The sequence below is a fragment of the Tardiphaga sp. P9-11 genome, assembly GCF_008329525.1.
GTDB lineage: Bacteria > Pseudomonadota > Alphaproteobacteria > Rhizobiales > Xanthobacteraceae > Tardiphaga.
Genome location: NZ_NPKQ01000002.1, coordinates 809,298 through 835,808 on the forward strand (window position 1 = coordinate 809,298; position 26,511 = coordinate 835,808).

Genomic DNA, 26,511 nt, shown 5'->3' on the forward strand with positions numbered 1-26,511 from the left:
AGTGGTTGAGCTTCGCGCGCAAAGAGCCGCGCACGCCCTTAGCACGTCAAGTGGCGGTCGGGGACTGACCGGAATTTCGCTACGCACCAAGCAGCTTGTTCAGCTCCCCGCCCTTCGCGCCCTGCGCAAAGGCTGTGAACGTTCCCTGCCCGGCGATCTCCTGCGAGGCCTGCATGAAGCCGGCCCAGGCGACGCGCGCCAGCGCGCCGCCGACGCTGATGCGGCGGACGCCGAGACTGGCGAGATGCTGCACGGTCATGGTCGGCTGCACGGTGAGGACATTGAGCGGCTTGCCGCCGAGCGCCTTCACCAGCGTGGTGATCTCCTCGTCGGTGGCGACGCCTGGCGCATAGAGGCAATCGGCGCCGGCCTCCGCGAAGGCGACGAGCCGCGCCGTGGTCTTTGTCAGGTTGCGCTCGCCATGCAGAAAACCTTCGCAGCGCGCGACCAGCATCACCGCGGGATCGACTGAAACGATGGCGGCGCGGGCGGCCTTGATGCGCTCGACGGCGAGCGCGTCGTCATAGAGCGGCTTGTCGGCCTTGCCGGTGGAGTTCTCGATGGACAGGCCAGCGATTCCACTTTTGACCGCGCGGGCGACATTGGCCGCGACGCCTGCGGGGTCATCGGCAAAGCCGGCCTCGAAATCGGCATTGACGGGGAGATCGGTGGCGGCGGAAAGCAGCGCGAGGTGTTCGATGACATCGTCTGCCGTGACCTTGTTATCGGGACGGCCGGTGGACCAGGCATAGCCGGCTGACGTCGAGGCCAGCGCCTTGAAGCCGAGATGCGCGAGATAGCGGGCGCTGCCGACATCCCAGGGGTTGGGCAGCACGAAGCAGCCGGACTCGTGGAGCTTGCGGAAGTTCGCGCGCTTCTCGGCGGTGGAGATGGTCATTCATCGTCTCGCTTTGTTTCGACCGCCGCGTTGATCGCGGCTGGTCACATCGTTCGTAGCCCGGATCAAGCGGCTTGTCCGCCGTAGCTCGCAGAGCGAAGGCGGAAGCGCCACCCGATTTCAGGTCATCCTTGTTCAGATCAGCCCTGCCCCGGCATCCCGCTGGCCAGCAACGCCTCAAGCCGATCGAGCTCCGCCGCAATGTCCCGGGTCACATCGTCCGCCCGCATCGCGATGACGCGGTAGCCGCGCTCCTGCAGCCAGGTCTGACGGGCCGCGCGGTCGCTGACAATCACCTCGGTCTCGCCGGCGTTGACCAGCTCGATGGCGATGCGCTCGGGGAACGAAACGAAATCCGGGATGTGGCGGCCGACCGGGGTCTGGCGCTTGAACTGGCCGGCGAAGCGGCGGTCGGCGCGGAGCTGGTCCCACAACAGGCGCTCGGCATCGGTCGGGTTGCGGCGGAGCATGCGCGCGAGACCGCGCACCGTGCCGCTCTCATGCGCCTGCGCGCCCTGTCCATGTTCGGCCAAGAGCGCCCGCAGCCGGGTGGCCTGTTCGCCGTCGAGCACGCCGCCCTTGGCCGGGCCCTTGCGCCCTTCCGCGATGGCCATCACCACGCCGTGCAGCGTGTGCATGTCCTGCTTGGTCGGCTCCATCCGGGTGAAGATGTTGCGCAGGTTGACCAGCATGGTGTCGCGCTTTTCCGGCGGGCGCAGGAACTCGACCTTGTCGAGCTCGCCGACGAGGTTGTCGAAAAACGCACTCATCTGGTGCTGGGAGGCCGGCTCGGAGCGCTCCGGCATGGCATAGGGCAGCGCGTTCGCCGTCGCCTGCTTGAACCATTCGTAGCCGCACAGGAGCACCGCCTGGGCGAGGTTAAGCGAGGCAAAAGCGGGATTGACCGGGAAGGTGATGATCCGGTTGGCGAGCGCGACCTCCTCGTTCTGCAGCCCGTAGCGCTCGCGGCCGAACAGGATGCCGGCGGTGGCACCACTGGCGACATGGGCGATGGTCTCGGCGGCGGCGGCCTCGGGGGCGACCACCGGCTTGGCCTGGTCATGGGCGCGGGCGGTGGTGGCGAACAGCAGCGTGCAGTCGGCGACCGCCTGCTCGACGGTGTCGAACAGCTCGACCTTGTCGAGGATATGGTCGGCGCCCGACGCCGCCCGGCGGGCATGGACGTTCGGCCAGCCGTCGCGCGGATTGACGATGCGCAGCCGGGTCAGGCCGAAATTGCCCATGGCCCGCGCACACATGCCGATATTCTCGCCGAGCTGCGGCTCGACCAGGATGACGACGGGGCCGACCAGGTCGGTATGGGCTTTGGTGGAGTCGGTGCCTGAACCGGACATACACTTCACTTTCTGATTCAATCTCTGAAGGTGTTGAATCAACCGCTGAAGGTTTTGATTCAACACCTCATCCGGGCGTTACCGGTCTTTCTTGAGCCACGGCATTTTCGCGAGCGGAACGAAGGGTTTGGCGGGATCTTGTGAGATTTCCCCTAAAACCGGTCCGAGCGCTCATGCAGCCCGTTTGCTTTCGCTTTATTTTCGGTTAGCGATAGTAACAAAGCTAAAACGAAACTAACCGCAACCCGATCGCTGGTGGGGCTGACGCGGGATTATGGGAGGAATGCGATGCGCGCAAGATGGACATTGGCGATAGTTGGCGCTGTGGCGATGGTCGCCGGCAGCCTGCTGGCGCATCTGACGCAGACCTCGGGCGGCATCAAGGTCGAGGACATCCGCTTCAAGGGCGCCAAGGGCAACACCATGAGCGCCCTGCTCTACACCCCGCCGAATGCCACCGCGCAGACCCCGGCGCCGGGCATTTTGGCGGTCCACGGCTATATCAATTCCCGCGAGACCCAGGACGGCTTCGCCATCGAATTCGCCCGTCGCGGCTATGTGGTGCTGGCGCTGGACCAGACCGGCCACGGCTATAGCGACGGCCCGGCATTCTCCAACGGGTTCGGCGGACCGGATGGCCTCGCCAAGCTCCGCAGCCTGGACATCGTGGACAAGACCAATATCGGGCTCGAGGGCCACTCGATGGGTGGCTGGACCGTGCTCGCCGCGGCCACCGCCATGCCGAACGATTACAAGGCCATGGTGCTCGAAGGCTCCTCCACCGGCAAACCCTTCGCCGCCGACGGCACCCCCACCTGGCCGCGCAACCTCGCACTGGTGTTCGCCAAATACGAGGAATTCTCGACCCTGATGTGGGGCGTCCCGAAGGCCCGCGACACCGTCAGCAGCCCGAAGCTGTGGGCGCTGTTCGGCACGAATGCGGCGGTCGAACCGGGCAAGGTCTATGGCGACCTCACCGCCGGCACCGCCCGGGTGCTCTATACCCCGGCCCTCACCCATCCCGCCGAGCACATCTCCCATGAGGCGATCGGCTACGCGCTGGACTGGTTCGGCAAGACGCTGACCGGCGGCACGCCGCTGCCGGCGGGTGACCAGATCTGGTTCCGCAAGGAGATCGGCACCGGCATCGCGCTGCTCGGTTTCGTCGCCTTCCTGATCGGCATGTTCGACGGGTTGCTGGAGGCCCGGATGTTCGCCCGGCTGATCCTGCCGGAGCCGGCTGACGGTTCGAAGCCGCTGGAGGTGCCGGTCAATCGCGGCCGCTGGCTCGGCGCCCTCGCCCTGTCGGTGCTGATCCCGGCCCTCACTTATTATCCCGCCTTCACGCTGGCCGGGAATTGGGTCAAGGCGCAGCCCTGGCTGCCGCAGGCGATCACCAACCAGATCGCCGTCTGGGCCCTGATCAACGCCGCCATCGCGCTGGTGTTGATGCCGTTCGCGCCGAAACGCGCCAGCCGCCGCGGCATCGTCGGCCTGTCGCTCGCCATCGCACTGGCCACCGTGGCCGCAGGCTATCTGGCGCTGTGGCTGGCCGGTCTGATCTTCACGGTCGATTTCCGGTTCTGGATCGTGGCGCTGAAGCTGATGAACGGCAAACAGGCTGTTATGGCGCTGATCTATCTGGCCCCGATCACCGCCTTCTTCGTCATCGCGCTGCATGTGATGCACCGGAATTTCTCGACGCTGTCAGCCTCGCGGCCGGCGGTTTATCTGACCAATATGGCGGCGCTGGCGCTCGGTTTCGTGCTGTTGCTGGGCATCCAGTACGGCGCGCTGTGGCTGAACGGCCAGTTGATCGACCCGGCGCCGGCGGTGATCACCTCGGTGCCGCTGAACACCATCGTGGCGATCCAGTTCGTGCCCCTGATGGCGATTGTGGCCGTGATTGCCACCTTCACCTGGCGGCGCACCGGATCGAGCCTGCCGGGAGCCCTGATCTGCAGCCTGCTGGTGACATGGTACGTGGTGGCGGGCACCGCGACGCAGGCTGCATTCTAGGCCAGAAATTGGGCTGAAACTGCATAAGGGCCCGGCTTTCGCCGGGTCCTGCGCGCGAGGCCACGGACCGTGCCGCTCTCATGCGGCGACGAGACGAATGCCGGCGGATGCCAGACGCGACCTGTCTGCCGCCTCGTGATCCGGATGCGAGTTCCCGGCCAAGCGCTCGTGATTTGCCGGTCGTAGCAGGGGCTGGGTAATGTGCCCGTCCCCTGGAATGACCTTGCAGCCTTTATGCCCCAGCTTATCCTCAGCATTCACTCCGGCGTCCATGACGCTGCCGCCGCCGTTTTCGAAGATTACGATCTGAAGGCCGCCATTGCGCTGGAGCGACTGACCCGGCGCAAAAGCGATGGCAGCGTTCACCCCGATGCGGCCATCGACGAGGCGCTGTCGATCGCCGGCGCCACGCGGCGCGATGTCGACGTCGTTACCGCCAGCCGCGCGATGTTTCCCAAGGCGTACTTCCCGCGCCTCGCCGGCTTGCGCTGGCTGCGCGAGCAGTATCGCAGCCGGGTCGGCAAGGATCGCCTGCTGCTCGGCGCCGAGCAGCATCGCTACCGCGCACCGCGCCCAGAGGACGTCTTCGATGCCGCGGCATGGCGGCGCGACGGAGGTTTCCGCGACGACGCCGCAATCCATTTTTACAACCACCATGAAGCGCATGCGCTTCCCACTTTGTTCTACAGCCCGTGGCCGGATGCCCTGCTGGTGACGGCCGATGGCGGCGGCGACAATGTCAATTACAGCTACCGGCACTTCGCCGACCACCGCCTGACGACGGTCTATGGCGACGACGATTGTCTGTTCCTGCCCAATCCCGTCGATAGCCTTGGCCGTGCCTATAGCGCGGCGACCAAGTCGCTCGGATTTCGCCCCAACCGCCACGAGGGAAAGCTGACCGGGCTCGCGGCCATGGGACAACCAACCGTGGCCAGGACGATCGCCGGGTATTTTTCGGTCGCCCCGGACGGACGTATCCAGTCCAGCTTTCGCAGCTATCACCAGATGAACGCGTTGATGCGCCGGCTCGCCAAACAGGCCGGCCGTGCGGATTTTGCGGCATCGATCCAGAAGGTGCTGGAAGACACCATGCTGCTGTCGCTGCAGCGCCTTTTGCAGCGGCATCCGGCGCGCCATCTCGGCCTGTCCGGCGGGGTGTTCGCCAACGTCAAGCTCAACCGCCTGCTCGCGGAGCAACTGCCGATCGATGAACTCTTCATTTTCCCGGCGATGGGCGACGACGGCCTGCCGATCGGCGGTGCGCTGTCCTATCTGATGCAGCGCGACGGCCTGGTGCCATGGCTCGACCGCCGCCGCGATCTCGGAGATGTCTATCTCGGCCGCGATTTTCAGGCAGGGCTCGACGCCGGCATCGCAGCCACCCCGGGGATTGAGCGCGTGGATGAGGCGCCGGTCGATGGCGCGGTGAAGCGGCTGGTGGCGGGCGAGATCGGCGCGATCTTCAACGGCCGGATGGAATATGGCCCCCGCGCGCTGGGCGCCCGGACCATCCTCGCCAATCCGGCCCGGCGCGGCACCCACGACCTTTTGAACGAACGGCTGAGCCGTTCCGAATTCATGCCGTTTGCCCCCGTCATCACCGCCGAACGGGCTGCGGAGGTGTTCGACGTCAATCCCGTCAATGCGCGTGCCTGCCGCTACATGACCATCGCCTGCGACGTCAGGCCGGAATGGCGCGACCGCATCCCTGCGGTGGTCCATGTCGATGGATCGGCGCGGCCGCAGGTGATCGCGCGGCCGGACAATCCGCTCTATTACGACATCGTCGAGGGGTTTGCGCAGGCCAGCGGATTGCCGGTGCTGGTCAACACCAGCTTCAATGTCCACGAGGAGCCTATCGTCAACAGCCCGGACGAAGCGCTGCGGGCGCTGCTCGACAGGCGGATCGACTTCCTGGTGACCACCGGCGGTCTGTACCGGCGCGAAGCGACGTAACCGCACGGCAGCCTGCCGGTGAGCTGGTAGGTGGTGGCGGGCACCGCGGCGCAGGCTGCATTTTGAGCAAAAACAGCCTGCGTTTTGGGCTGAAAATTGGCCGAAACTGCATAACGCCCCGGCTTTCGCCGGGTCCTGCGCGGTGCTATAGCCCCCCTGCAAACCACCCCTCCCGCAACGCGAAGGCCCGATCACCCATGGCAAAAATCAAGGTAACCAACCCCGTCGTCGAACTCGACGGCGACGAGATGACCCGGATCATCTGGCAGTACATCAAGGACAAGCTGATCAACCCGTTCCTTGACGTCAACCTGATGTATTTCGACCTCGGGATGGAATACCGCGATAAGACCGACGATCAGGTCACCATCGATGCCGCCCATGCGATCAAGAAATACGGCGTCGGCGTGAAGTGCGCCACCATCACCCCTGATGAAGCGCGCGTGAAGGAATTCAACCTCAAGCAGATGTGGAAGTCGCCCAACGGCACCATCCGCAACATCCTCGGCGGCGTGATTTTCCGCGAACCGATCATCTGCTCGAACGTGCCGCGTCTGGTTCCTGGCTGGACCAAGCCGATCATCATCGGCCGCCATGCCTTCGGCGACCAGTACCGCGCGACCGATTTCAAGTTCCCCGGCAAGGGCACCCTGACGATGAAGTTCGTCGGCGAAGACGGCGCCGTGATCGAGCGCGAAGTGTTCCAGTCGCCCGGCGCCGGCGTCGCGCTGGCCATGTACAACCTCGACGACTCGATCCGCGACTTCGCCCGCGCGTCTCTGAACTACGGCCTGTCGCGCGGCGTTCCGGTCTACCTGTCGACCAAGAACACCATCCTCAAGGTCTATGACGGCCGCTTCAAGGATATCTTCCAGGAGATCTTCGACGCGGAATTCAAGACCAAGTTCGAAGCCGCGAAGATCACCTACGAGCACCGCCTGATCGACGACATGGTCGCCGCGGCGATGAAGTGGTCCGGTGGCTACGTCTGGGCCTGTAAGAACTACGATGGCGACGTGCAGTCTGACACCGTGGCCCAGGGCTACGGCTCGCTCGGCCTGATGACCTCGGTGCTGCTGACGCCGGACGGCCAGGTGGTGGAAGCCGAAGCCGCCCACGGTACGGTGACCCGTCACTACCGCGAGCACCAGAAGGGCAAGGAGACCTCGACCAACTCCATCGCGTCGATCTTCGCCTGGACCCAGGGCCTCGCTCACCGCGCCAAGCTCGACAACAATGCCGAACTGGCCAAGTTCGCCAAGACCCTTGAGAAGGTCTGCGTCGAGACCGTCGAAGCCGGCTACATGACCAAGGATCTCGCGCTGCTGGTCGGCGCCGACCAGCGCTGGCTCTCCACCACAGGCTTCCTCGACAAGGTCGCGGAAAACCTGACCAAGGCGATGGCGGCCTGATTTCCGCCCTCTCTTGACGACACCATCCGAAAGTCCGGGCTGCCTCAGGCACCCGGACTTTCTTTTTGAGACGACCTGTTTCCGAGGTGATCCATGACTGCACCAAATCCCGCCGACGGCCACAACGATCCGCTGCTCTGGCTCGAAGAGATCGAGGGCGACAAGGCCGTAGCCTGGGTCGAGGTGCAGAACAAACGCACCGACGCCTTCCTCTGCGACGACAGCTACAAGCGCGATTACGACGCAGTGCTGACGATCCTCAACGCCGATGACCGCATTCCCTTCGTCGGCAAGTCGGGCGATCATCTCTATAATTTCTGGAAGGACGCCGCGCATCCACGCGGGTTGTGGCGCCGCACGACGCTGGAGAGCTACAAGACCGATACGCCCAAGTGGGACGTGCTGCTCGATATCGATGCGCTCAACAAGGCTGAAGATATCTCCTGGGCTTTCGCAGGTGCCGCGCGTTCGCCAGACAAGACCCGCGCGCTGATCAGCCTGTCGTTCAACGGCACTGACGCCATCGAGGTCCGTGAGTTCGATATCCCGACCAAGAGCTTCGTCGCTGACGGCTTCGTCATCCCGAAGGCCAAGACCCAGGTGAGCTGGGTTGATCAGGACACGTTGCTGCTCGGCAGCGCGCAGACGCCCGAGGACAGTACGGAGGCCGGCTATGCCCGCACCGTACGCAAATGGACGCGCGGTACGCCGCTGGCTGCGGCTGAAACCGTCTTTGAGGTCGAAAAGCACGACGTCGCCGCGTGGTTCGGGGTCAACCGCCGACCAGGCCATGAAGGCGTGATGTACTGGCGCGCGCTGGATTTCACGCGCTCGCATATCTTCGTCCAGCGCAAGCACGGTCCGCATGCCGGACAGCGCCTGCGCCTCGAGCTGCCGGAAGAAATTTCGATCTCGGCCGAAGCCAATGACCTCCTGATCAGCCCGAAGCAGGACTGGACTGTCGGCAATCTCACCATCCCGACTGGCGCGCTTGCCGTCATCGATCTCGATCGCTTCCTGTCCGGCGCGCGCGACTTCGAGATCGTGTTCATCCCATCGCCGACCCGCGCGCTGCAGTCATGGACGGAAACGAGGCACGGCATCGTCCTCGAAATCCTCGACAACGTCCGCGGCCGCCTCGCACTGCTGCAACGGAGCGAAGCTGGCTGGCAGGAAGCGCCACTGCCCGGCCTGCCTGATAATGCTTCGATCTCGGCACAGAACTTTGGTGGGGAAGACGATCCGGATTTAGGGACCGATTTGCTGCTCACGATCACCGGCTTCGACAGGCCGACCACGACGGCGCTGTGGAACGGCCAAAGTGCGCCCGAGCCGCTGAAGAGCTCGCCGCGCAACTTCGATCCTGATGGCATCGAGGTGCAGCAGCGTCACTCAGTGGCTGCGGACGGCACCAAAATTCCCTACTTCCTGATCGGCAAGAACCTGTCGGCAGGCGGGCCGCCGCGGCCGACCGTGCTTTACGGCTACGGCGGCTTCGAAATCTCGCTGACGCCGTCCTATATGGCCATCGCCGGGAAGCTGTGGCTTGAACGCGGCCATGTCTATGCAGTCGCCAATATCCGCGGCGGCGGCGAGTTCGGCCCGGCGTGGCATCTGGCGTCGCGCAAGATCACCAAGCATGTGGCCCATGACGACTTCGCGAGTGTGGCGCGGGATCTCGCTGCATCTGGCATAACAACGGCGCAGAAGCTCGCCTGCCACGGCGGCAGCAATGGCGGACTTCTGGTCGGCAACATGCTGACGCGCTATCCGGAACTGTTCGGCGCCATCTGGTGCAGCGTGCCGCTGCTCGATATGGCGCGCTATACCAAACTGCTCGCCGGCGCGAGCTGGATCGCCGAATACGGCGATCCAGAAATCCCGGAGGAATGGGCCTATCTCCAAAAATTCTCGCCCTATCATCTGATCGCATCCGGCAAGACCTATCCGCCGATTTTCATCACTACCAACCGCACCGACGACCGCGTTCATCCCGGCCATGCCCGCAAGATGGCAGCGAAGCTCGAAGAGCTCGGTTATCCCGTCTGGTTCAACGAGACGGTGGCAGGCGGACACTCCGGCGCCGTCGACAATACCAAGCAGGCACAGAGCCAGGCTCTGGGATTTGCGTTTCTACAGCGGACGATTGGAGCTGCGTAAAACGAACGACAGAGCAACTACCGACCAGAGCAAGAGAGGGTTCACATGACCTGCAATACGCCACATGTTTTCAAACGCCCGATCCTGACCACGATTGTCACGCTCTCGCTCAGTGTCGCGGGCGCATTCTCTGCTTTGGCGCAGGTGCCGGATGCGATTGCAGCCCCCGGCGAGACGCAGATCGCCAAGCTGCATGCTGAAGGCGCGCAAGTCTATGAGTGCAAAGCCGACGCTTCAGGAAAGCTGACATGGACGTTCCGCGAGCCGATCGCCACGCTGATGGCCGATGGCAAGACCGTGGGGCGGCACTATGCCGGACCGAACTGGGAATACAGCGATGGCAGCGCGGTGGTCGGCAAGGTGACCGGCAACGCACCAGGCACCACTGCCAAGGACATTCCGTGGCTCCGCCTCGAAACCGCCTCGCATCGCGGCAGCGGCATGTTGAGCGGCGTGACCACGGTACAGCGCATCAACACCGTTGGCGGTACGCTCGGCGGCACCTGCAGCGGCGCCGGCACTTTACAGAGCGAGCCCTATTCGGCCGACTACGTGTTCCTGCGCAAGGGCTAAGGACATTTCGCCGGCGGACACTCCGGCGCGGTGGAGAATGCCAAGCAGGCACAGAGCAAGGCGCTGGGTTTGCGTTTCCACGCCGAACGATTTGCCGCTAGGCAACAAACCTGTCAAAAAATCCAAGGGAGACCATCTCATGTCAGCAAGTAAAGTCGCGATCATCACCGCTGGTGGAAGCGGCATGGGCGCGGCATCTGCCCGCCGCCTCGCAGCCGATGGATTCAAGGTCGCGATCCTGTCGTCGTCTGGCAAGGGAGAAGCGCTCGCGCAAGAACTTGGTGGCCTTGGCGTGACTGGCTCCAACCAGTCGAGCGACGATTTGAAACGACTGGTCGACAGCACACTGGAGAAATGGGGGCGGATCGATGCGCTGGTGAACAGTGCCGGCCATGGCCCGCGTGCGCCGCTGCTCGATATCACCGACGAGCAGTGGCACACCGGCATGGACGTCTATCTGATGAACGTGATCCGCCCGACACGGCTGGTGACGCCGATCATGCAGAAGCAGAAGTCCGGCGTGATCATCAACATCTCCACCGCCTGGGCATTCGAACCCTCGCCAATGTTTCCGACCTCGGCCGTTTTCCGCGCGGGTCTCGCGTCCTACACGAAACTGTTCGCGGACAGCTTCGCTGCCGACAATGTACGGATGAACAACGTGCTGCCCGGCTGGATCGACAGCCTGCCCGCCACTGAAGAGCGGCGTCAGAGCGTGCCGATGCAGCGCTATGGCAAGAGCGAGGAGATAGCCGCCACGGTCGCATTCCTCGCATCGGACGGCGGAGGCTATATCACCGGCCAGAACATCCGCGTCGATGGCGGCATGACACGGTCGGTATGACCCGGTAGCGACGGCGAGGCTAAGCCACGCCCGTCGCGCCAATTTGCGCGAGCATCGCCTTGGCGATTTCCTGCTCACCCATGATCACGACATTGGCGCCGTGATGCCTGAGATGCGCGATTTCCTCTTCAGAATGGGCGCGCGCGATGATCGGCAGCGTCGCGCTCAGTGCGCGCGCCTTGGAGACGATCTGCCCGCCTTCGAAAGCATCGGGGATGGCGACCAGCAATCCCTTGGCCCCCATCACATTCGCAGCCTGCAGCATGTCGGGTGCGGCGGCATTGCCGGTGATGACCTCGACGCCTTCCTTCTGCAGTCGCTCGACAACGCCCGGCGTGTCCTCGATCACCAGCAGCGGAGTATTATTGAGGCGCAGCGCCCTGCTCACCACGCTGCCGACACGGCCGTGACCAACCAGCACGACGTGATCGATGAGCTTGGTTTCCGGCAGCGGCACGCGTGGGGCGGCTTTCTCTTTCTTGTCAGCCGCTGCAGCATCGGCCGCTTTCGCAGCCTTGGCATCGCTATCGGCCAACACGCGATCGAGCAGCGCAAAGAACAACGGGTTGAGCATGATCGAGATGATGGCGCCTGCGAGCACCAGATCGCGGCCGCGATCCGGCAACAGGCCAAGACCAACGCCGAGGCTGACGAGGATGAAGGAGAATTCGCCGATCTGCGCCAGCGACGCCGAAATCGTCAGCGCGGTGGAATTCGGATAGCCGAACAGCCGGACGATGCCGAAAGCCGCGATGGATTTGCCGAACAGGATGATGAACACCGTGGCCAGCAGCGGCAGCGGCTCACGCAGGATGATCGCCGGATCAACCAGCATGCCGACCGACACGAAGAACAATACCGCGAACGCATCGCGCAGCGGCAGCGTCTCATTGGCAGCGCGCTGGCTGAGTTCGGACTCGCTGAGGATCATGCCCGCGAAGAACGCACCGAGCGCGAACGACACGTCGAACACGATGGCCGCACCGAAGGCGACACCGAGCGAAATCGCGAAGACCGCCAGCCTGAACAGCTCGCGCGAGCCGGTATGCGCCACATAATGCAACAACATCGGAATGACGCGGCGGCCGACCACCAACATGAAGATGATGAAGCCCGCGACCTTGCCGAGCGTGATCAGCACCGGCATCGCCAGCGACGATAAACTTGCGCCGTTGCCCTCGCCTTTCAGCAGTCCCGCAATCGCGGGCAGCAGCACCAGCGTCAGCACCATCGCCAGGTCTTCGACGATCAGCCACCCGATCGCGATGCGGCCACGCTCGCTATCGACCAGCCGGCGCTCCTGCAGCGCGCGAAGTAGCACCACGGTGGAAGCTACCGACAGGGCCAGACCGAACACCAGCCCGCCGCCGAAACTCCAGCCCAGCGCCTCGCCAAGACCGATACCCAGCAAGGTCGCCACTAAAATCTGCACGATGGCGCCGGGGATCGCGATATTCTTGACCGACAGCAGATCCTTCATTGAGAAATGCAGGCCGACACCGAACATCAGCAGGATGATGCCGATCTCGGCGAGCTCATTGGCGATGTTCTGGTCCGCCACATAACCGGGTGTAAACGGGCCCATCAGCACACCGGCGACGAGATAGCCAACCAGCGGTGACACGCGAATACGCTGCGCAACCAAACCAAGAATGAAAGCGAGCACGAGGCCGACGACGACGGTCGACATAAGGGGGGTGTTATGATCCATGCCGCATTTTGCCGCATCGGAACTTGGGATGCCACCCTTGTTAAAGGCTACTCATAGTCGCAGCAAAAACGTGCACCATCAGAGCAAGGAGCGCTTGCGACAAAGCAATCCAGTTCTTAGGTGTGGTACTGGACTGCATCGCTGCACTCGCAATGATGACGTATTGGCGACAGAGACGAATTACTTCTCCAGCGCTGCTGTGATCGCAGCCAATGCGGCCTCGGCCTTACCGCCATCCGGACCACCGGCCTGCGCCATATCCGGGCGACCACCGCCGCCCTTCCCGCCCAGAGCTTCCGACGCGATCTTCACCAATTCGACCGCGTTGAAGCGCGTGACGAGATCTTCGGTGACGCCGACCACGACGCCAGCCTTGCCGTCTTCACCGACATTGATGATCGCGACCACGCCGGAGCCAAGCTGTTTCTTGCCGGCATCGGCGAGGCTCTTGAGATCCTTCATCTCGATGCCCGTGACGCTCTTGGCCATCAGCTTGACGTCGCCGACAGTCTTGACGTCCGCGCCGGCACCGGCCGCAGCCGAGGTACCAGCCGCCGCGCCACCGCCCATGGCAATGGTCTTCTTCGCCTCGGACAATTCGCGCTCAAGCTTCTTGCGCTCGTCCATCAGCGCAGCGATGCGCGCCGGCATATCGTCGAGCGTCGTGCGGAGCTCGTTGGCAGCGGTCTTGGCGAGCTGCATCGTCTCGTTGGCGTGATGACGTGCATGATTACCGGTCAGCGCCTCGATACGGCGCACACCGGATGAGACCGCGCTTTCAGCGGTGACCGAGATCATGCCGATATCGCCGGTGCGTTTCACATGGGTGCCGCCGCAGAGTTCGACCGACCAGCCGAGCGCGTTGCTGCCACTCTCGCGTGGCGTCTTGCCCATGGAAACAACGCGGACTTCGTCGCCGTATTTCTCGCCGAACAGTGCGCGTGCGCCGGCCTCGCGCGCATCGTCCACCGCCATCAGGCGCGTGGTGACGGCGTCGTTTTCCAGCACGACATTGTTGGCGATATCCTCAACGCGGCGGAGCTCGTCGGCCGTGATCGGCTTCTGATGCACGAAATCGAAACGCAGCCGATCCGGCGCCACCAGCGAGCCGCGCTGCGCGATATGATCGCCGAGCACCTGACGCAGCGCTTCATGCAGCAGATGCGTCGCCGAGTGATTGGCGCGGATCGATGAGCGACGGGCGTGGTCGACTTCCAGCGCGAGCGCCGCGCCGATTTTCAGCGTGCCCTGTTCGACCGTGCCGATATGCACGAACAGATCGCCGGCGCGCTTCTGGGTTTCCGTGACTCGGAACGTCACGCCCTCACCGGTCATCACACCGAGATCGCCGACCTGACCGCCCGACTCCGCATAGAACGGCGTCTGATTGAGAACGATCGCGCCGGTATCACCGGCCTTGAGGTTGTCGACTTCCTTGCCGTCCTTCACCAGCGCGGTGACTGCACCTTCAGCGGACTCGGTTTCATAACCAAGGAATTCAGTGGCGCCGAGCTTTTCACGCAGGCCGAACCACACGGTTTCAGTCGCAGTATCGCCCGAGCCCGACCATGACGCGCGCGCCTTGGCCTTCTGCTTTTCCATCGCATCAGTGAACGACGCGATGTCCACCGAGATACCGCGGTTGCGCAGCGCATCCTGCGTCAGATCGAGCGGGAAACCGTAGGTGTCGTACAATGTGAAAGCGGTCTCGCCGTCGAACATATCGCCCTTCTTCAGCGATGCGCTCTTGTCATCGAGAATGCCGAGACCACGGTCGAGTGTCTTGCGGAAACGGGTCTCTTCGAGGCGCAGCGTTTCCTCGATCAGGCTTTCGGCGCGCACCAGCTCCGGATAGGCCTGGCCCATCTCACGCACCAGCGCCCACACCAGGCGCCACATCAATGGCTCCTTGGCGCCCAGCAACTGGCCGTGACGCATGGCGCGGCGCATGATCCGGCGCAGCACATAGCCACGGCCTTCATTCGACGGCAGCACGCCGTCAGCGATCAGGAACGAGGATGCGCGGAGATGGTCGGCGATGACGCGCAGCGAGGCCTTCATCGGGCCGTGCGGATCGGCGCCGGTGAGATCCGCGATGGCGCGGATCAGCGCAACGAACAGATCGATATCGTAATTGTCGTGCTTGCCCTGCAGCACCGCAGCGATGCGCTCGAGGCCCATGCCGGTGTCGATCGACGGCTTCGGCAGCGAGATGCGGTTGCCCGGCGCAAGCTGGTCGAACTGCATAAAGACGAGATTCCAGATCTCGATGAAACGGTCACCGTCTTCATCCGGGGATCCGGGAGGGCCACCGGGAATCTTGTCGCCGTGGTCGAAGAAGATTTCCGAACACGGACCGCACGGGCCGGTATCGCCCATCTGCCAGAAATTGTCCGAGGTCGGGATGCGGATGATCTTGGAATCCGGCAGGCCAATCTTCTTCCACAGAGCGAAGGCTTCATCGTCCTCGGAATAGACGGTGACCAGCAGGCGATCTTTCGCCAGGCCATATTCCTTGGTGATCAGGTTCCAGGCCAGCTCGATCGCGCGTTCCTTGAAGTAATCGCCAAACGAGAAGTTGCCGAGCATCTCGAAGAACGTGTGATGGCGCGCGGTATAGCCGACATTGTCGAGGTCGTTATGCTTGCCGCCAGCGCGCACGCATTTCTGCGATGTCGTGGCGCGCTGATAGGGCCGCTTCTCGACCCCGGTAAAGACGTTCTTGAACTGCACCATGCCGGCATTGGTGAACATTAGCGTGGGGTCGTTGCGCGGCACCAGCGGCGACGACGACACGATCTCGTGGCCGTTCGCCGCGAAGTAATTCAGAAATGCCGACCTGATCTCGTTAACGCCGCTCATATCAGTCCCATCGCGCCTAAGACTTTGCGCCTAAAAATCGCCCACGGCCCTGCCGCCGGCCAATGCCACAACCGGTTGCTTTTAGACCGGGGGCACTAGGCCTGTCCAGAAACTGTGCAAGGGGATTACATGGGATCATTCAAGCGGATCAGGGGCTTGCCGCAACAGCACAGGGCCGTTGATAGGTGCTGCAATCGCGTTGACAGATTCAGGGAACGCATGCTCTTGTGCCAGCGTTGAACGACGTCACGTCGGGAGAGACTGGCCCCTGTTTGGGCCGGCGCCGAAGGAGCAACCGCCCCGGAAACTCTCAGGCAAAAGGACCGCGTGACAGGTTAGCATCTGGAAAGAGATGCCTTTGAGCCCGAATGGGCCGATGGCGTCCGCCGACGGGATAATACTCTCAGGCACAGCGACAGATGGGGCTCGTAGAGGCACTCCGGGAATGGTCCCGGAGAACCGCGAGGACCCGTCATATGTCTGCTGTTGATGCGCTTGCGACCGATAAATCCTCAATTTTGAAGCAAACACCGCTGCACGCCCTCCACGTCGCCCGTGGCGGCAAGATGGTGCCCTTCGCCGGTTATGACATGCCGGTGCAATACGCCACCGGCGTGCTGAAGGAGCACCTCCACACCCGTGCTGCGGCCGGCCTGTTCGACGTCTCGCATATGGGCCAGATGACCCTGCGCGCGAAGTCCGGCAAACTCGAGGACGCCGCTCTGGCGCTGGAGAAGCTGGTGCCGATGGACATTCTAGCACTGGCACCTGGCCGCCAGCGCTATGCGCAGTTCACCAATGAGGTCGGCGGCATTCTCGACGACCTGATGGTGGCGAATTTCGGCGATCACCTCTTTCTGGTCGTCAACGCTGCCTGCAAGGATGAAGACGAGGCGCATCTGCGCGCGCATCTCTCCGACATATGCGTCATCGAGACGCTGCCCAATCGTGCGCTGATTGCACTGCAGGGCCCGAAGGCCGCCGACGTGCTGGCGACACTCTGCCCAGAAGCGCCGGCCATGAAGTTCATGGATGCTGGTCCGCATAGCGTGAACGGCATTGCCTGCTTCGTCTCGCGCTCCGGCTATACCGGTGAAGACGGCTACGAGATCTCGATCCCGAACGATCAGGCCGAGGCCCTTACCTCCGCCTTGCTCGATCATCCCGACGTGCTGCCGATCGGCCTCGGCGCCCGCGACAGCCTGCGTCTCGAGGCCGGGCTGTGTCTGTATGGCCACGACATCGACACGACGACTACGCCCATCGAAGGCGGGTTGAACTGGTCGATCCAGAAGAGCCGCCGTACCGGCGGCGCCCGCGCCGGCGGTTTTCTCGGCAGCGACAAGATCCTGGCGCAGCTCGATGGCGGTGCACCGCGCAAGCGCATCGGTCTGCTGCCGGAAGGTCGCGCGCCAGTGCGTGAAGGTGTGTTGCTGTTCGCGGATACGACCTCCACCGAATCCATCGGCAGCGTCACCTCGGGCGGTTTCGGCCCCAGTCTCGGCGCGCCAATTGCAATGGGCTATCTGCCCAACGCGCAGGCAGCCGACGGCACTACCGTTTTCGCCGAACTGCGCGGCCAGCGCATGCCGATGAAAGTGTCACCCATGCCCTTCGTCCCCCACAGCTACAAGCGTTGAGGAACTGCCCCATGACCACCCTGTATACCGAAGACCATGAATGGCTCGCTATCGACGGCGACGTCGTCACCGTTGGCATCACCGACTACGCACAGTCGCAGCTCGGCGACGTCGTGTTCGTCGAACTGCCGAAAGTCGGCCGCGCGCTCAAGAAGGCGGAAGCCGCCGCTGTGGTCGAATCGGTCAAGGCCGCCTCCGACGTCTATGCGCCCATCACCGGTGAAGTCGTCGCGATCAATGACGCCCTCGCGGCTGAGCCGGCGCTGGTAAATTCCGATGCCGACGGCAAGGCCTGGTTCTTCAAGATCAAGATCGCTGACAAGAGCGAGCTCGATGGCCTGATGGATGCCGACGCCTACAAAGCCCATACCGCCTAGTCGTCATTGCCGGGACAAGCCCGGCCATGACGAGCTTCTGAAATTCGTTCGAGGAACAACAGATGACCCTGAACAAATCTTCCGGCGACGTCGCCACCGATTTCGTCCGCCGCCATATCGGCCCTTCGCAAGCCGATATTCGTGCGATGCTTGAAACGGTCGGCGCAAAAAGCCTGTCCGCGCTGATGAGCGAGACACTCCCCGCCTCGATTCGCCAGAAGGCGCCGCTCGATCTCGGCCCCGCACGCAGCGAAACCGAAGCGCTCGCGCATATGACGGAGATGGCGGCGAAGAACGCGGTGTTCACGTCGCTGATCGGCCAGGGCTATTCCGGCACGGTTCTGCCGACGGTGATCCAGCGCAACATCCTGGAAAATCCGGCCTGGTACACGGCCTATACGCCGTATCAGCCGGAAATCAGCCAGGGCCGTCTCGAGGCGCTGTTCAACTTCCAGACCATGATCTGCGACCTCACTGGCCTCGATGTCGCCAATGCCTCGCTGCTCGATGAAGCCACGGCTGCCGCGGAAGCCATGGCGCTGGCCGAGCGCGCCTCGAACGTTCAGACCAAGACCTTCTTCGTCGATCATGAAGTTCATCCGCAGACGCTGGCAGTGCTGCGCACCCGCGCCGAACCGCTTGGCTGGAAGCTTCAGGTCGGCAATCCGCTGACCGATCTCGACAAAGCCGACGTGTTCGGCGCGATCCTGCAATATCCCGGCACATCAGGCGCCGTCCGCGATTTCAAGCCGGCCATTGCGGCGCTGAAAGCAAAGGGGGCGCTCGCCGTCATCGCCGCAGACCTGCTGGCGCTAACGCTGCTGGCCTCCCCGGGCGAACTCGGCGCAGACATCGCGATCGGCTCGGCGCAGCGCTTCGGCGTGCCGATGGGCTATGGCGGTCCGCATGCGGGCTACATGTCGGTGCGCGACGCGATCAAGCGCTCGATCCCGGGCCGCCTCGTCGGCCTCTCCATCGATTCCCGCGGCGAGCCTGCTTATCGTCTGGCGCTGCAGACCCGCGAGCAACACATCCGCCGCGAAAAGGCGACCTCGAATATCTGCACCGCGCAGGTGTTGCTTGCCGTCATTGCCTCGATGTATGCGGTCTATCACGGCCCCGAGGGCCTCAAGCACATCGCCCGCACGGTCCATCGTCGCACGCTGGTGCTGGCCGCCGGCCTGAAGAAGCTCGGCTTCGCGCCGGAGAGCGAAGCCTTCTTCGACACGCTTACCGTGACCGTCGGCGACAAGCGCGACGGCATCATTGCCGCAGCCCAAGCCGAGAAAATCAACCTGCGCATCGGTGACGGCACCATCGGCATCGCGCTCGACGAGACCACGACGCCGGAAACCGTCGAGGCGATCTGGCGCGCCTTCGGTGGCAAGCTCAGCTATAGCGACGTCGAGCATGGCGTCAGCGATGCGCTGCCCGCCTCGCTGAAGCGCAGCTCGGCCTTCCTCACGCATCCCGTCTTCCACAGCCATCGCTCCGAGACCGAGCTCCTCCGTTACATGCGGAAGCTCTCGGACCGCGACCTGGCGCTCGACCGCGCAATGATCCCGCTCGGCTCCTGCACCATGAAGCTGAACGCGACGACCGAGATGATCCCGCTGACCTGGCCCGCCTGGGGCTCGCTGCATCCATTCGTGCCCCACGAACAGGCCGCCGGCTATCACCAGCTTTTCGCGACACTGGAAAAGTGGCTGTGCGACATCACCGGCTACGACGCTGTATCGCTGCAGCCGAATTCCGGCGCGCAGGGCGAATATGCCGGCCTGCTCGCGATCCGCGCCTATCACGCGGCGCGCGGCGACAGCCATCGCAATATCTGCCTGATCCCGTCATCGGCACACGGCACCAATCCTGCCTCGGCGAGCATGGTCAATATGGATGTGGTTGTCGTCGCCTGCGACAAGCGCGGTGACGTGGACGTCAACGACCTGCGCGTCAAGGCAGAGAAACACGCGGCCAATCTCGCCGCGATCATGATCACCTATCCGTCGACGCATGGCGTGTTCGAGGAACATATCCGCGAGATCTGCGAGATCGTTCACGCCAATGGCGGTCAGGTCTATCTCGACGGCGCCAACATGAACGCACAGGTCGGCCTGTCGCGGCCCGGCGACTACGGCGCCGATGTCAGCCATCTCAACCTGCACAAGACGTTCTGCATTCCGCATGGCGGCGGCGGACCGGGCATGGGCCCGATCGGCGTCAAGGCGCATCTGGCGCCGTATCTGCCCGGTCATCCCTCGGCCAACGGCGATATGCCGGTCGGTCCGGTGTCGGCCGCACCTTACGGCTCGGCGTCGATCCTGACGATCTCCTACATCTACATCCTGATGATGGGCGGCGCGGGCCTCACCTCGGCCACCGAACTTGCAATCCTCAACGCAAACTACATCGCCACCCGGCTGCATCCGCACTTCCCGGTGCTGTATCGCAACGAGAAGGGCCGCGTCGCGCATGAATGCATCATCGATCCCCGCGCATTCAAGACCTCCGCCGGCGTCACCGTCGACGATATCGCCAAGCGGCTGATCGACTACGGCTTCCACGCGCCGACCATGAGCTTCCCTGTTGTGGGCACGTTGATGATCGAGCCTACGGAATCAGAATCGAAGCTCGAACTTGATCGGTTCTGTGAGGCGATGATCTCGATCCGCAAAGAGATCACGGATATCGAGAGTGGTCGTTGGAACGTCGAAGCGTCACCGCTGCGTCATGCGCCCCATACGGTGCACGATATCGCCGAAGACGACTGGAAGCGCGCTTACACCCGCGCGGAAGGCTGTTTCCCGGCGGGCACCTCGCGCACCGACAAATACTGGTGCCCGGTCGGCCGCGTCGACAACGTCTATGGCGACCGCAACCTGGTGTGCTCGTGCCCTCCGATGGAAGACTACGCGCAGGCCGCCGAGTAACAGAAAAAAAGCCACCCGCGATCAATCGCGGGTGGCTTGATTTTAACGTCGACTAAGCCGCCAGCGTGGTCTCGACCAGCTTCACCCAATAGGACGTGCCGTAGACGATGGCATCGTCGTTGAAATTATAGGCGGGGTGATGCAGCCCGGCGCTGTCGCCGTTGCCGCAGAAGATGAAGGCGCCGGGGCGGGCTTCCAGCATATAGGCGAAGTCTTCGGCGCCCATCACCGGCGGCATGTCCACATTGACCTTCTCGGCCCCGGATATTTCGCTGGCGACGCGCACCGCCATGTCGGTCTCGGCACGGTGGTTGACCACGACGGGATAGCCGCGGTCATAATCGAGCACAATCTTCGCGCCGGTTTGCAGCGCAACGCCGTTGACCACCTCGTTCATGCGCTTCTCCATGAGATCGCGCACCTCGGCGTTCAACGTTCGCACGGTGCCGCGCAGCTCGGCGGTGGCCGGGATGACGTTGCTGGCGTGCCCCGCATGGAATTCGCAGATCGACAGCACCGCGGATTCCAGGGGATTGACGGTGCGGGAGACTATCGTCTGCAGCGCCATCACGAGCTGCGAGCCGACCAGCACGGAATCGATGGTCTTGTGCGGATAGGCAGCATGGCCGCCCTTGCCCTCGATCTGGATCGAGATGCGGTCCATCGCTGCCATGATCGGGCCCGGACGTAGCGCGAAGGAGCCGACGGGCATGCCGGGATTGTTATGCATGCCGTAGACCTGATCGATCTTGAAGCGATCCATCAGGCCGTCCTTGATCATCGCCGCAGCGCCCGCACCGCCCTCTTCGGCCGGCTGGAAGATGACCACGGCATCGCCAGCGAAGTTGCGGGTCTCCGCGAGATATTGCGCCGCGCCCAGCAGCATGGAGGTGTGACCATCGTGACCGCAGGCATGCATCTTGCCGGGGGTCTTCGAGGCATATGGCAGATTGGTCTCTTCCTCGATCGGCAGCGCGTCCATGTCGGCGCGCAGCCCGATCACCTTGTGCTCGCCCGAGGCCGGCTTGCGGCCCCTGATGACGCCAACGACACCGGTTCGTCCCAGGCCCGTCACAACTTCGTCGCAACCGAATTCCTTGAGCCGTTCCGCCACGAAGCCCGCAGTCCGGTGCACGTCATACATCAGTTCCGGATGGGCATGCAGGTCACGGCGCCAGGCCATGATTTCCGGTTGCAGATCGGCGACGCGATTGATGATGGGCATGGGTCAAGGTCTCGATGCGGTGGAACGGCGATATCTTTCTCTAGCACGCCGCGTGCCAACGGCCCACCCCACCAGCCCCGGCGCACACTGTACAGACCCCCGCCGCCTCGTTAATCCCTTTCGGCACGGCGCATGAGACCGTGAATGGATGCGGCAGGAAAACGATGGCGACACGGCTTGAGGGTGATTTCGATTATATCGTGGTCGGCGCGGGTACTGCCGGTTGCATCGTCGCCAATCGGCTCTCGGCAGATCCAACAAAGCGCGTCCTGATCCTTGAAGCCGGCGGCAACGACAACTGGATCTGGTTTCACATTCCGGTCGGTTACCTTTTCGCCATCGGCAATCCCCGCTCGGACTGGATGTTTCGCACCGAGCCAGAGCCCGGCCTCAACGGCCGCGCGCTGGCCTATCCGCGCGGCAAGGTGATCGGCGGCTCCTCCGCGATCAATGCCATGATCTCGATGCGCGGCCAGGCAGCGGACTACGATCACTGGCGACAGCTCGGCCTCAATGGCTGGGGCTATGATGACGTGCTCCCGGCGTTCAAGAAATTGGAAGATCATTTCCTAGGCGCCAGCGAACATCACGGCGCGGGCGGCGGCTGGCGCATCGAAGAGCCGCGGCTGTCCTGGAAGGTACTCGACGCCGTCGGCAATGCCGCGGCCGAAATGGGCATTCGCAGGACCGCCGATTTCAACACCGGCGACAATGAAGGCATCGGCTATTTTCACGTCAACCAGAAGCGCGGCCGCCGCTGGTCATCGGCACGTGGCTTCCTCAAGCCGGCATTGAACCGCCCCAACCTGCGGCTCGAAACCAAGGTGATGGTCGATCGCCTGATTATCGAAAACGGCCGCGCGGTCGGTGTGCGTTTCGTTCAGAACGGCCAGGAGATTGAGGCGCGCGCCAGGGGCGAAGTGATCCTTTGCGCTGGCGCCGTTGGATCGCCACATCTGTTGCAGCGCTCCGGCATCGGACCTGCGCAGTGGCTGTCCGCAGCTGGCGTCGACCTCAGGCTTGACCGTCAGGGCGTCGGTCGCAACCTGCAGGACCACCTGCAGCAGCGTGCGATCTACAAGGTCTCCGGCGTCCGCACGCTGAACGAGACCTACTACAATCTGTTCCGCCGCGGCTGGATGGGCGTGGACTACGCGCTGCGCCGCCGCGGGCCGTTGACGATGGCGCCATCGCAGCTTGGCATCTTCACGCGTTCCGACGCCCATCGCGAACGCGCCAACATCCAGTTTCACGTGCAGCCGCTGTCGCTCGACAAATTTGGTGATCCACTGCATCGCTTTCCGGCAATCACCATCGCTGCCTGCAACCTGCAGCCGACATCGCGCGGCGAAATCAAGCTACGCTCTGCGAAGCCTGATGATGCACCGGCAATTGCTCCACACTATCTCTCGACGGAAGACGACCGACAGGTCGCTGCCGATGCAATTCGCGTCACGCGCAGGCTGATGAAGCAGAGCGCACTCGCCGCCTATCGTCCCGAAGAATATCTGCCGGGGCCATCTGTTGGCGATGATGCGGAGTCGCTGGCGAAGGCCGCGGGGGACATTGGCACTACGATCTTCCATCCGGTCGGGACGGCGAAGATGGGCACGGCATCGGACCCGATGGCCGTTGTGGACGAACGGCTGCGATTCTACGGGATCGCCGGATTGCGGGTCGTGGACGCTTCGGTGATGCCGACGATCACGTCGGGTAATACCAACACGCCAACCGCCATGATCGCGGAAAAAGGCGCATCGATGATCATCACGGATTCGCGATAAGCTCATTTCGCGGGAATAAACTTCCGCCTTCGCCAATCCAGTCCCCATAGCCCAATGCGGGGCGATGGAGATTGGCAATGAGTGCATTCGATCACGATCATTCCCAGGACGATCCGAGGCTCAGCCGCCGAAAGGTACTGGAGTGCATGACCTGGGCCGGCACCGGCGTGCTCTGGAGCATTTCCGGGGGCGTTCCGCACGCCCTTGGGCTGATTGATTCAGCACAAGCGGCAGAGCCCGCCGGCCTGACGTTCCTGCAGATCAGCGACAGCCATGTCGGCTTCGACAAGCCGGCCAATCCCAATGCCATTGGCACCCTCGAGGAAGCCATAGGCCGGATCAAAGCCATGCCGGTGAAGCCGTCGTTCATGATCCATACCGGCGATATCAGTCATCTCTCCAAGGCCTCCGAATTCGACGACGCCGACCGCATCATCTCGCAAGCGCGGCTTGATGTGCATTACGTCCCCGGCGAGCATGATTTCATCGACGAGGAGGTCAAGCTCTACCGCGAGCGCTACGGGCGCGGGACCAAGGGCTCCGGCTGGTATTCGTTCGATGCAAGCGGCGTACATTTCATTGGCTTGGTGAACGTCGTCGATCTCAAGGCCGGCGGGCTCGGAAACCTCGGCGCCGAACAACTCGCGTGGCTGGAAGATGATCTCCGCGGCCGATCGAAATCGACACCTATCGTGGTGTTTGCGCACATTCCGCTCTGGACCGTTTATCCGACCTGGGGATGGGGCACGGAAGACGGCGCGCGGGCGCTGGACTACCTCAAGGGCTTCGGCTCAGTCACGGTGCTGAACGGCCATATCCATCAGGTGATGCAGAAAGTGGAAGGTAACGTCACATTTCACACCGCACGCTCAACTGCGTTTCCGCAACCGGCGCCTGGCACGGCCCCCTCACCCGGGCCGATGAAGGTGGCCGACGACAAGCTACGCGGGCTGCTCGGGATCGCCAGCATCATCTTCAAACCCGGCGATGAACGCCTCGCCATCATCGACACCCCGTTGCAGGGCTAAGGGCATCGCAATATGACATCCTTAGCCTTACGCAACATCTGCATCCGTGTCGCCATTTCTGCCGTCATGGCCTCTTTCATGACAGCGGCGCGCTGCGAAGACCTCGCGGTGATGATCGACAACTTCACCTTCGAGCCGGCGCAACTCACCATCAAGGTCGGCACGACCGTCACCTGGAAGAACCGAGACGACATCCCGCACACCGTGGTCTCAGCCGGCAAATTCAGGTCGAAAACGCTCGACACTGACGACAGCTATTCCTTCACGTTCACGTCACCGGGTGACTACAAGTATTTTTGCTCGCTGCATCCACATATGACGGGGATGATCAAGGTTGAGTAGCAGCCAAAACCAAGGCATCACAACGATGCCCGGCCTCTGGAAACCCAGCAGCCGGGCATCGGCCGGCAAGGATAAGTCGATGCCAGCACACAAACCCGACGACGATGGCGAGAGAACGCATCGTTTCCGCGAGGCTGCCCTGCCATGCCTCGACGAGGTCTATACGTTGGCCCGCTATCTGCTGCGCGATGCGGACGCCGCCGAAGACGCCGTACAGGAGTGCTATCTGCGCGCGCTGAAACATTTCGACAGCTATCGTGGCCCTGCCATCAAACCATGGCTGTTCGCCATTCTGCGCAATATCTGCCATGCGGAGTTCGCCCGTCGCACGAACTCACCAACCGCGATCGCTGACATAGCCGAGGCAGAATCGCAGGAAGCGGCGCCGCTCTGGCATGAGGCACAAGCTTCGCCGGAAGCGGAATTGCTCCGACGTCGCGATGCCACCACGATCCAGCGCCTGGTGAGCACGCTCGCCGAGCCGTTCAGGGAAATCCTGGTGCTGCGAGAAATGCAAAACCTGTCTTACCGCGAGATCTCCGACATCGTCGGCGCGCCCATCGGCACCGTGATGTCCCGCCTCGCCCGCGCACGCGCGATGCTCCGCACCGCGTGGATGGCCGAAGAGGAGCCGCAAAAATGACCTGCGACGAGGCCGAGATCCTTCTTCATGCATTGCTCGATGGCGAGCTCGACGCCGGACATGTCCGCGAGGTCGAGGCGCATATTGCCACCTGCGAGCGTTGTGCAATTCAGTTGAAGACGTATCGCGACATGCGATCCGCAATGGCTGGCAGCGACCTGCAGTTCACGGCGCCTCCACTACTGCGCCGACGCATCGAAGCGGCACTTCCCAAAGCGCACACGCCAAATCGTCGCGCGGTGCTGAAAGGCTTCGCGATGGGATCGGTGTTGTCCGCCGTAGCTGCGACCGGCCTCGTCGTCGTCGTGCTTCGCCATGAAGACGAGCAGCGCATTCTTTCGGATGTGGTGTCGGCGCATCTGCGCGCGCTGCAGGCCGGACACCTCACCGACGTGCTCTCCACTGATCAGCATACGGTGAAGCCCTGGTTCAACGGTCGGCTTGACGTGGCACCGCCGGTTGTCGATCTCACCGCGCAGGGCTTCACGCTGATCGGCGGACGGCTTGATTATGTTAATGGACGAACGATCGGTGCCATCGTCTACCGGCGGCGCACCCATGTGATCAATCTGTTCGTTGCACAGACGACAAATGCGGAATCACGCGCGGCCAGGATCGAGACCGTTCAGGGCTTCAACATTCGCCACTGGAGCGAGCACGGCCTGACTTACTGGGCAATCAGTGATTTGAACGCAGACGAACTTGCCGATTTTGGCAGCAAGTTCGAACTTGCGATGGGAGCGAGCTGAAAC

General features: G+C 63.1%; 19 protein-coding genes and 1 riboswitch. Of the genes, 14 read left to right on the top strand and 5 right to left on the bottom strand.

Annotated elements, in window-relative coordinates:
* Positions 1-79: 79 nt before the first annotated feature.
* Both CIW50_RS10265 and CIW50_RS10270 read right to left on the bottom strand, forming a co-directional pair.
* A complete protein-coding gene (locus CIW50_RS10265) occupies positions 80-898 on the bottom strand; it encodes an isocitrate lyase/PEP mutase family protein (protein ID WP_149531114.1) in 819 nt (272 codons plus the stop codon).
* Positions 899-1,038: 140 nt separating this feature from the next.
* A complete protein-coding gene (locus tag CIW50_RS10270) occupies positions 1,039-2,253 on the bottom strand; it encodes a TrmJ/YjtD family RNA methyltransferase (RefSeq protein WP_149531115.1) in 1,215 nt (404 codons plus the stop codon).
* 288 nt (positions 2,254-2,541) lie between these two features.
* On the opposite strand from CIW50_RS10270, the gene CIW50_RS10275 reads away from it, so the two are divergent.
* From CIW50_RS10275 to CIW50_RS10300, 6 genes are all read left to right on the top strand, one after another.
* Complete coding sequence (locus CIW50_RS10275) at positions 2,542-4,272, top strand: alpha/beta hydrolase (protein WP_149531116.1); 1,731 nt, start codon at positions 2,542-2,544, stop codon at positions 4,270-4,272.
* A 234-nt stretch (positions 4,273-4,506) separates the two neighbouring features.
* The gene (locus CIW50_RS10280) at positions 4,507-6,231 is read left to right on the top strand and encodes a carbamoyltransferase C-terminal domain-containing protein (RefSeq protein ID WP_149531117.1); all 1,725 of its coding nucleotides are present in this window, start codon (positions 4,507-4,509) and stop codon (positions 6,229-6,231) included.
* Positions 6,232-6,428: 197 nt separating this feature from the next.
* Positions 6,429-7,643, top strand: coding sequence for an NADP-dependent isocitrate dehydrogenase (locus CIW50_RS10285; RefSeq protein ID WP_149531118.1), 1,215 nt, complete (start codon positions 6,429-6,431; stop codon positions 7,641-7,643).
* Positions 7,644-7,736: 93 nt separating this feature from the next.
* Positions 7,737-9,803, top strand: coding sequence for a prolyl oligopeptidase family serine peptidase (locus CIW50_RS10290; RefSeq protein ID WP_149531119.1), 2,067 nt, complete (start codon positions 7,737-7,739; stop codon positions 9,801-9,803).
* Between the two features lie 45 nt (positions 9,804-9,848).
* Positions 9,849-10,376 (top strand): DUF3455 domain-containing protein, encoded by a 528-nt coding sequence (locus CIW50_RS10295; protein WP_149531120.1) that lies wholly within the window; start codon positions 9,849-9,851, stop codon positions 10,374-10,376.
* Between the two features lie 139 nt (positions 10,377-10,515).
* Positions 10,516-11,220: an SDR family oxidoreductase gene (locus CIW50_RS10300; protein WP_149531121.1), complete on the top strand. Its 705-nt coding sequence runs from the start codon at positions 10,516-10,518 to the stop codon at positions 11,218-11,220.
* A 19-nt stretch (positions 11,221-11,239) separates the two neighbouring features.
* Here CIW50_RS10300 and ybaL read toward each other — a convergent pair whose 3' ends face one another.
* Both ybaL and alaS read right to left on the bottom strand, forming a co-directional pair.
* Positions 11,240-12,931, bottom strand: coding sequence for a YbaL family putative K(+) efflux transporter (gene ybaL / locus CIW50_RS10305; protein ID WP_149531122.1), 1,692 nt, complete (start codon positions 12,929-12,931; stop codon positions 11,240-11,242).
* A 180-nt stretch (positions 12,932-13,111) separates the two neighbouring features.
* Entirely contained in the window at positions 13,112-15,793 is a 2,682-nt protein-coding gene (gene alaS, locus CIW50_RS10310; RefSeq protein ID WP_149531123.1) for an alanine--tRNA ligase, read from the bottom strand.
* 241 nt (positions 15,794-16,034) lie between these two features.
* Positions 16,035-16,129, top strand: a riboswitch (glycine riboswitch).
* Positions 16,130-16,269: 140 nt separating this feature from the next.
* On the opposite strand from alaS, the gene gcvT reads away from it, so the two are divergent.
* The 3 genes from gcvT (at position 16,270) to gcvP (ending at position 20,737) form a co-directional block, all read left to right on the top strand.
* A complete protein-coding gene (gene gcvT / locus CIW50_RS10315) occupies positions 16,270-17,433 on the top strand; it encodes a glycine cleavage system aminomethyltransferase GcvT (RefSeq protein WP_149531124.1) in 1,164 nt (387 codons plus the stop codon).
* 11 nt (positions 17,434-17,444) lie between these two features.
* A complete protein-coding gene (gcvH, locus tag CIW50_RS10320; RefSeq protein ID WP_149531125.1) occupies positions 17,445-17,810 on the top strand; it encodes a glycine cleavage system protein GcvH in 366 nt (121 codons plus the stop codon).
* 62 nt (positions 17,811-17,872) lie between these two features.
* Entirely contained in the window at positions 17,873-20,737 is a 2,865-nt protein-coding gene (gene gcvP, locus CIW50_RS10325; RefSeq protein WP_149531126.1) for an aminomethyl-transferring glycine dehydrogenase, read from the top strand.
* 52 nt (positions 20,738-20,789) lie between these two features.
* Here the strand turns inward: gcvP and CIW50_RS10330 are convergent, their stop codons facing one another.
* The gene (locus CIW50_RS10330; protein WP_089265062.1) at positions 20,790-21,962 is read right to left on the bottom strand and encodes a M20 aminoacylase family protein; all 1,173 of its coding nucleotides are present in this window, start codon (positions 21,960-21,962) and stop codon (positions 20,790-20,792) included.
* A gap of 164 nt (positions 21,963-22,126) precedes the next feature.
* Between CIW50_RS10330 and CIW50_RS10335 the strand changes: the two genes are divergently transcribed.
* The 5 genes from CIW50_RS10335 (at position 22,127) to CIW50_RS10355 (ending at position 26,508) form a co-directional block, all read left to right on the top strand.
* Positions 22,127-23,746: a GMC family oxidoreductase gene (locus CIW50_RS10335; RefSeq protein WP_149531127.1), complete on the top strand. Its 1,620-nt coding sequence runs from the start codon at positions 22,127-22,129 to the stop codon at positions 23,744-23,746.
* A gap of 77 nt (positions 23,747-23,823) precedes the next feature.
* Complete coding sequence (locus tag CIW50_RS10340) at positions 23,824-24,774, top strand: metallophosphoesterase family protein (RefSeq protein WP_149531128.1); 951 nt, start codon at positions 23,824-23,826, stop codon at positions 24,772-24,774.
* Between the two features lie 12 nt (positions 24,775-24,786).
* Positions 24,787-25,116, top strand: coding sequence for a cupredoxin domain-containing protein (locus CIW50_RS10345; RefSeq protein ID WP_149531129.1), 330 nt, complete (start codon positions 24,787-24,789; stop codon positions 25,114-25,116).
* A 25-nt stretch (positions 25,117-25,141) separates the two neighbouring features.
* Positions 25,142-25,759 (top strand): sigma-70 family RNA polymerase sigma factor, encoded by a 618-nt coding sequence (locus CIW50_RS10350; protein ID WP_502707429.1) that lies wholly within the window; start codon positions 25,142-25,144, stop codon positions 25,757-25,759.
* A complete protein-coding gene (locus CIW50_RS10355) occupies positions 25,756-26,508 on the top strand; it encodes an anti-sigma factor family protein (RefSeq protein ID WP_149531130.1) in 753 nt (250 codons plus the stop codon). Before CIW50_RS10350 ends, CIW50_RS10355 begins: the two co-directional genes overlap by 4 nt.
* The last annotated feature ends 3 nt before the right edge of the window (positions 26,509-26,511 follow it).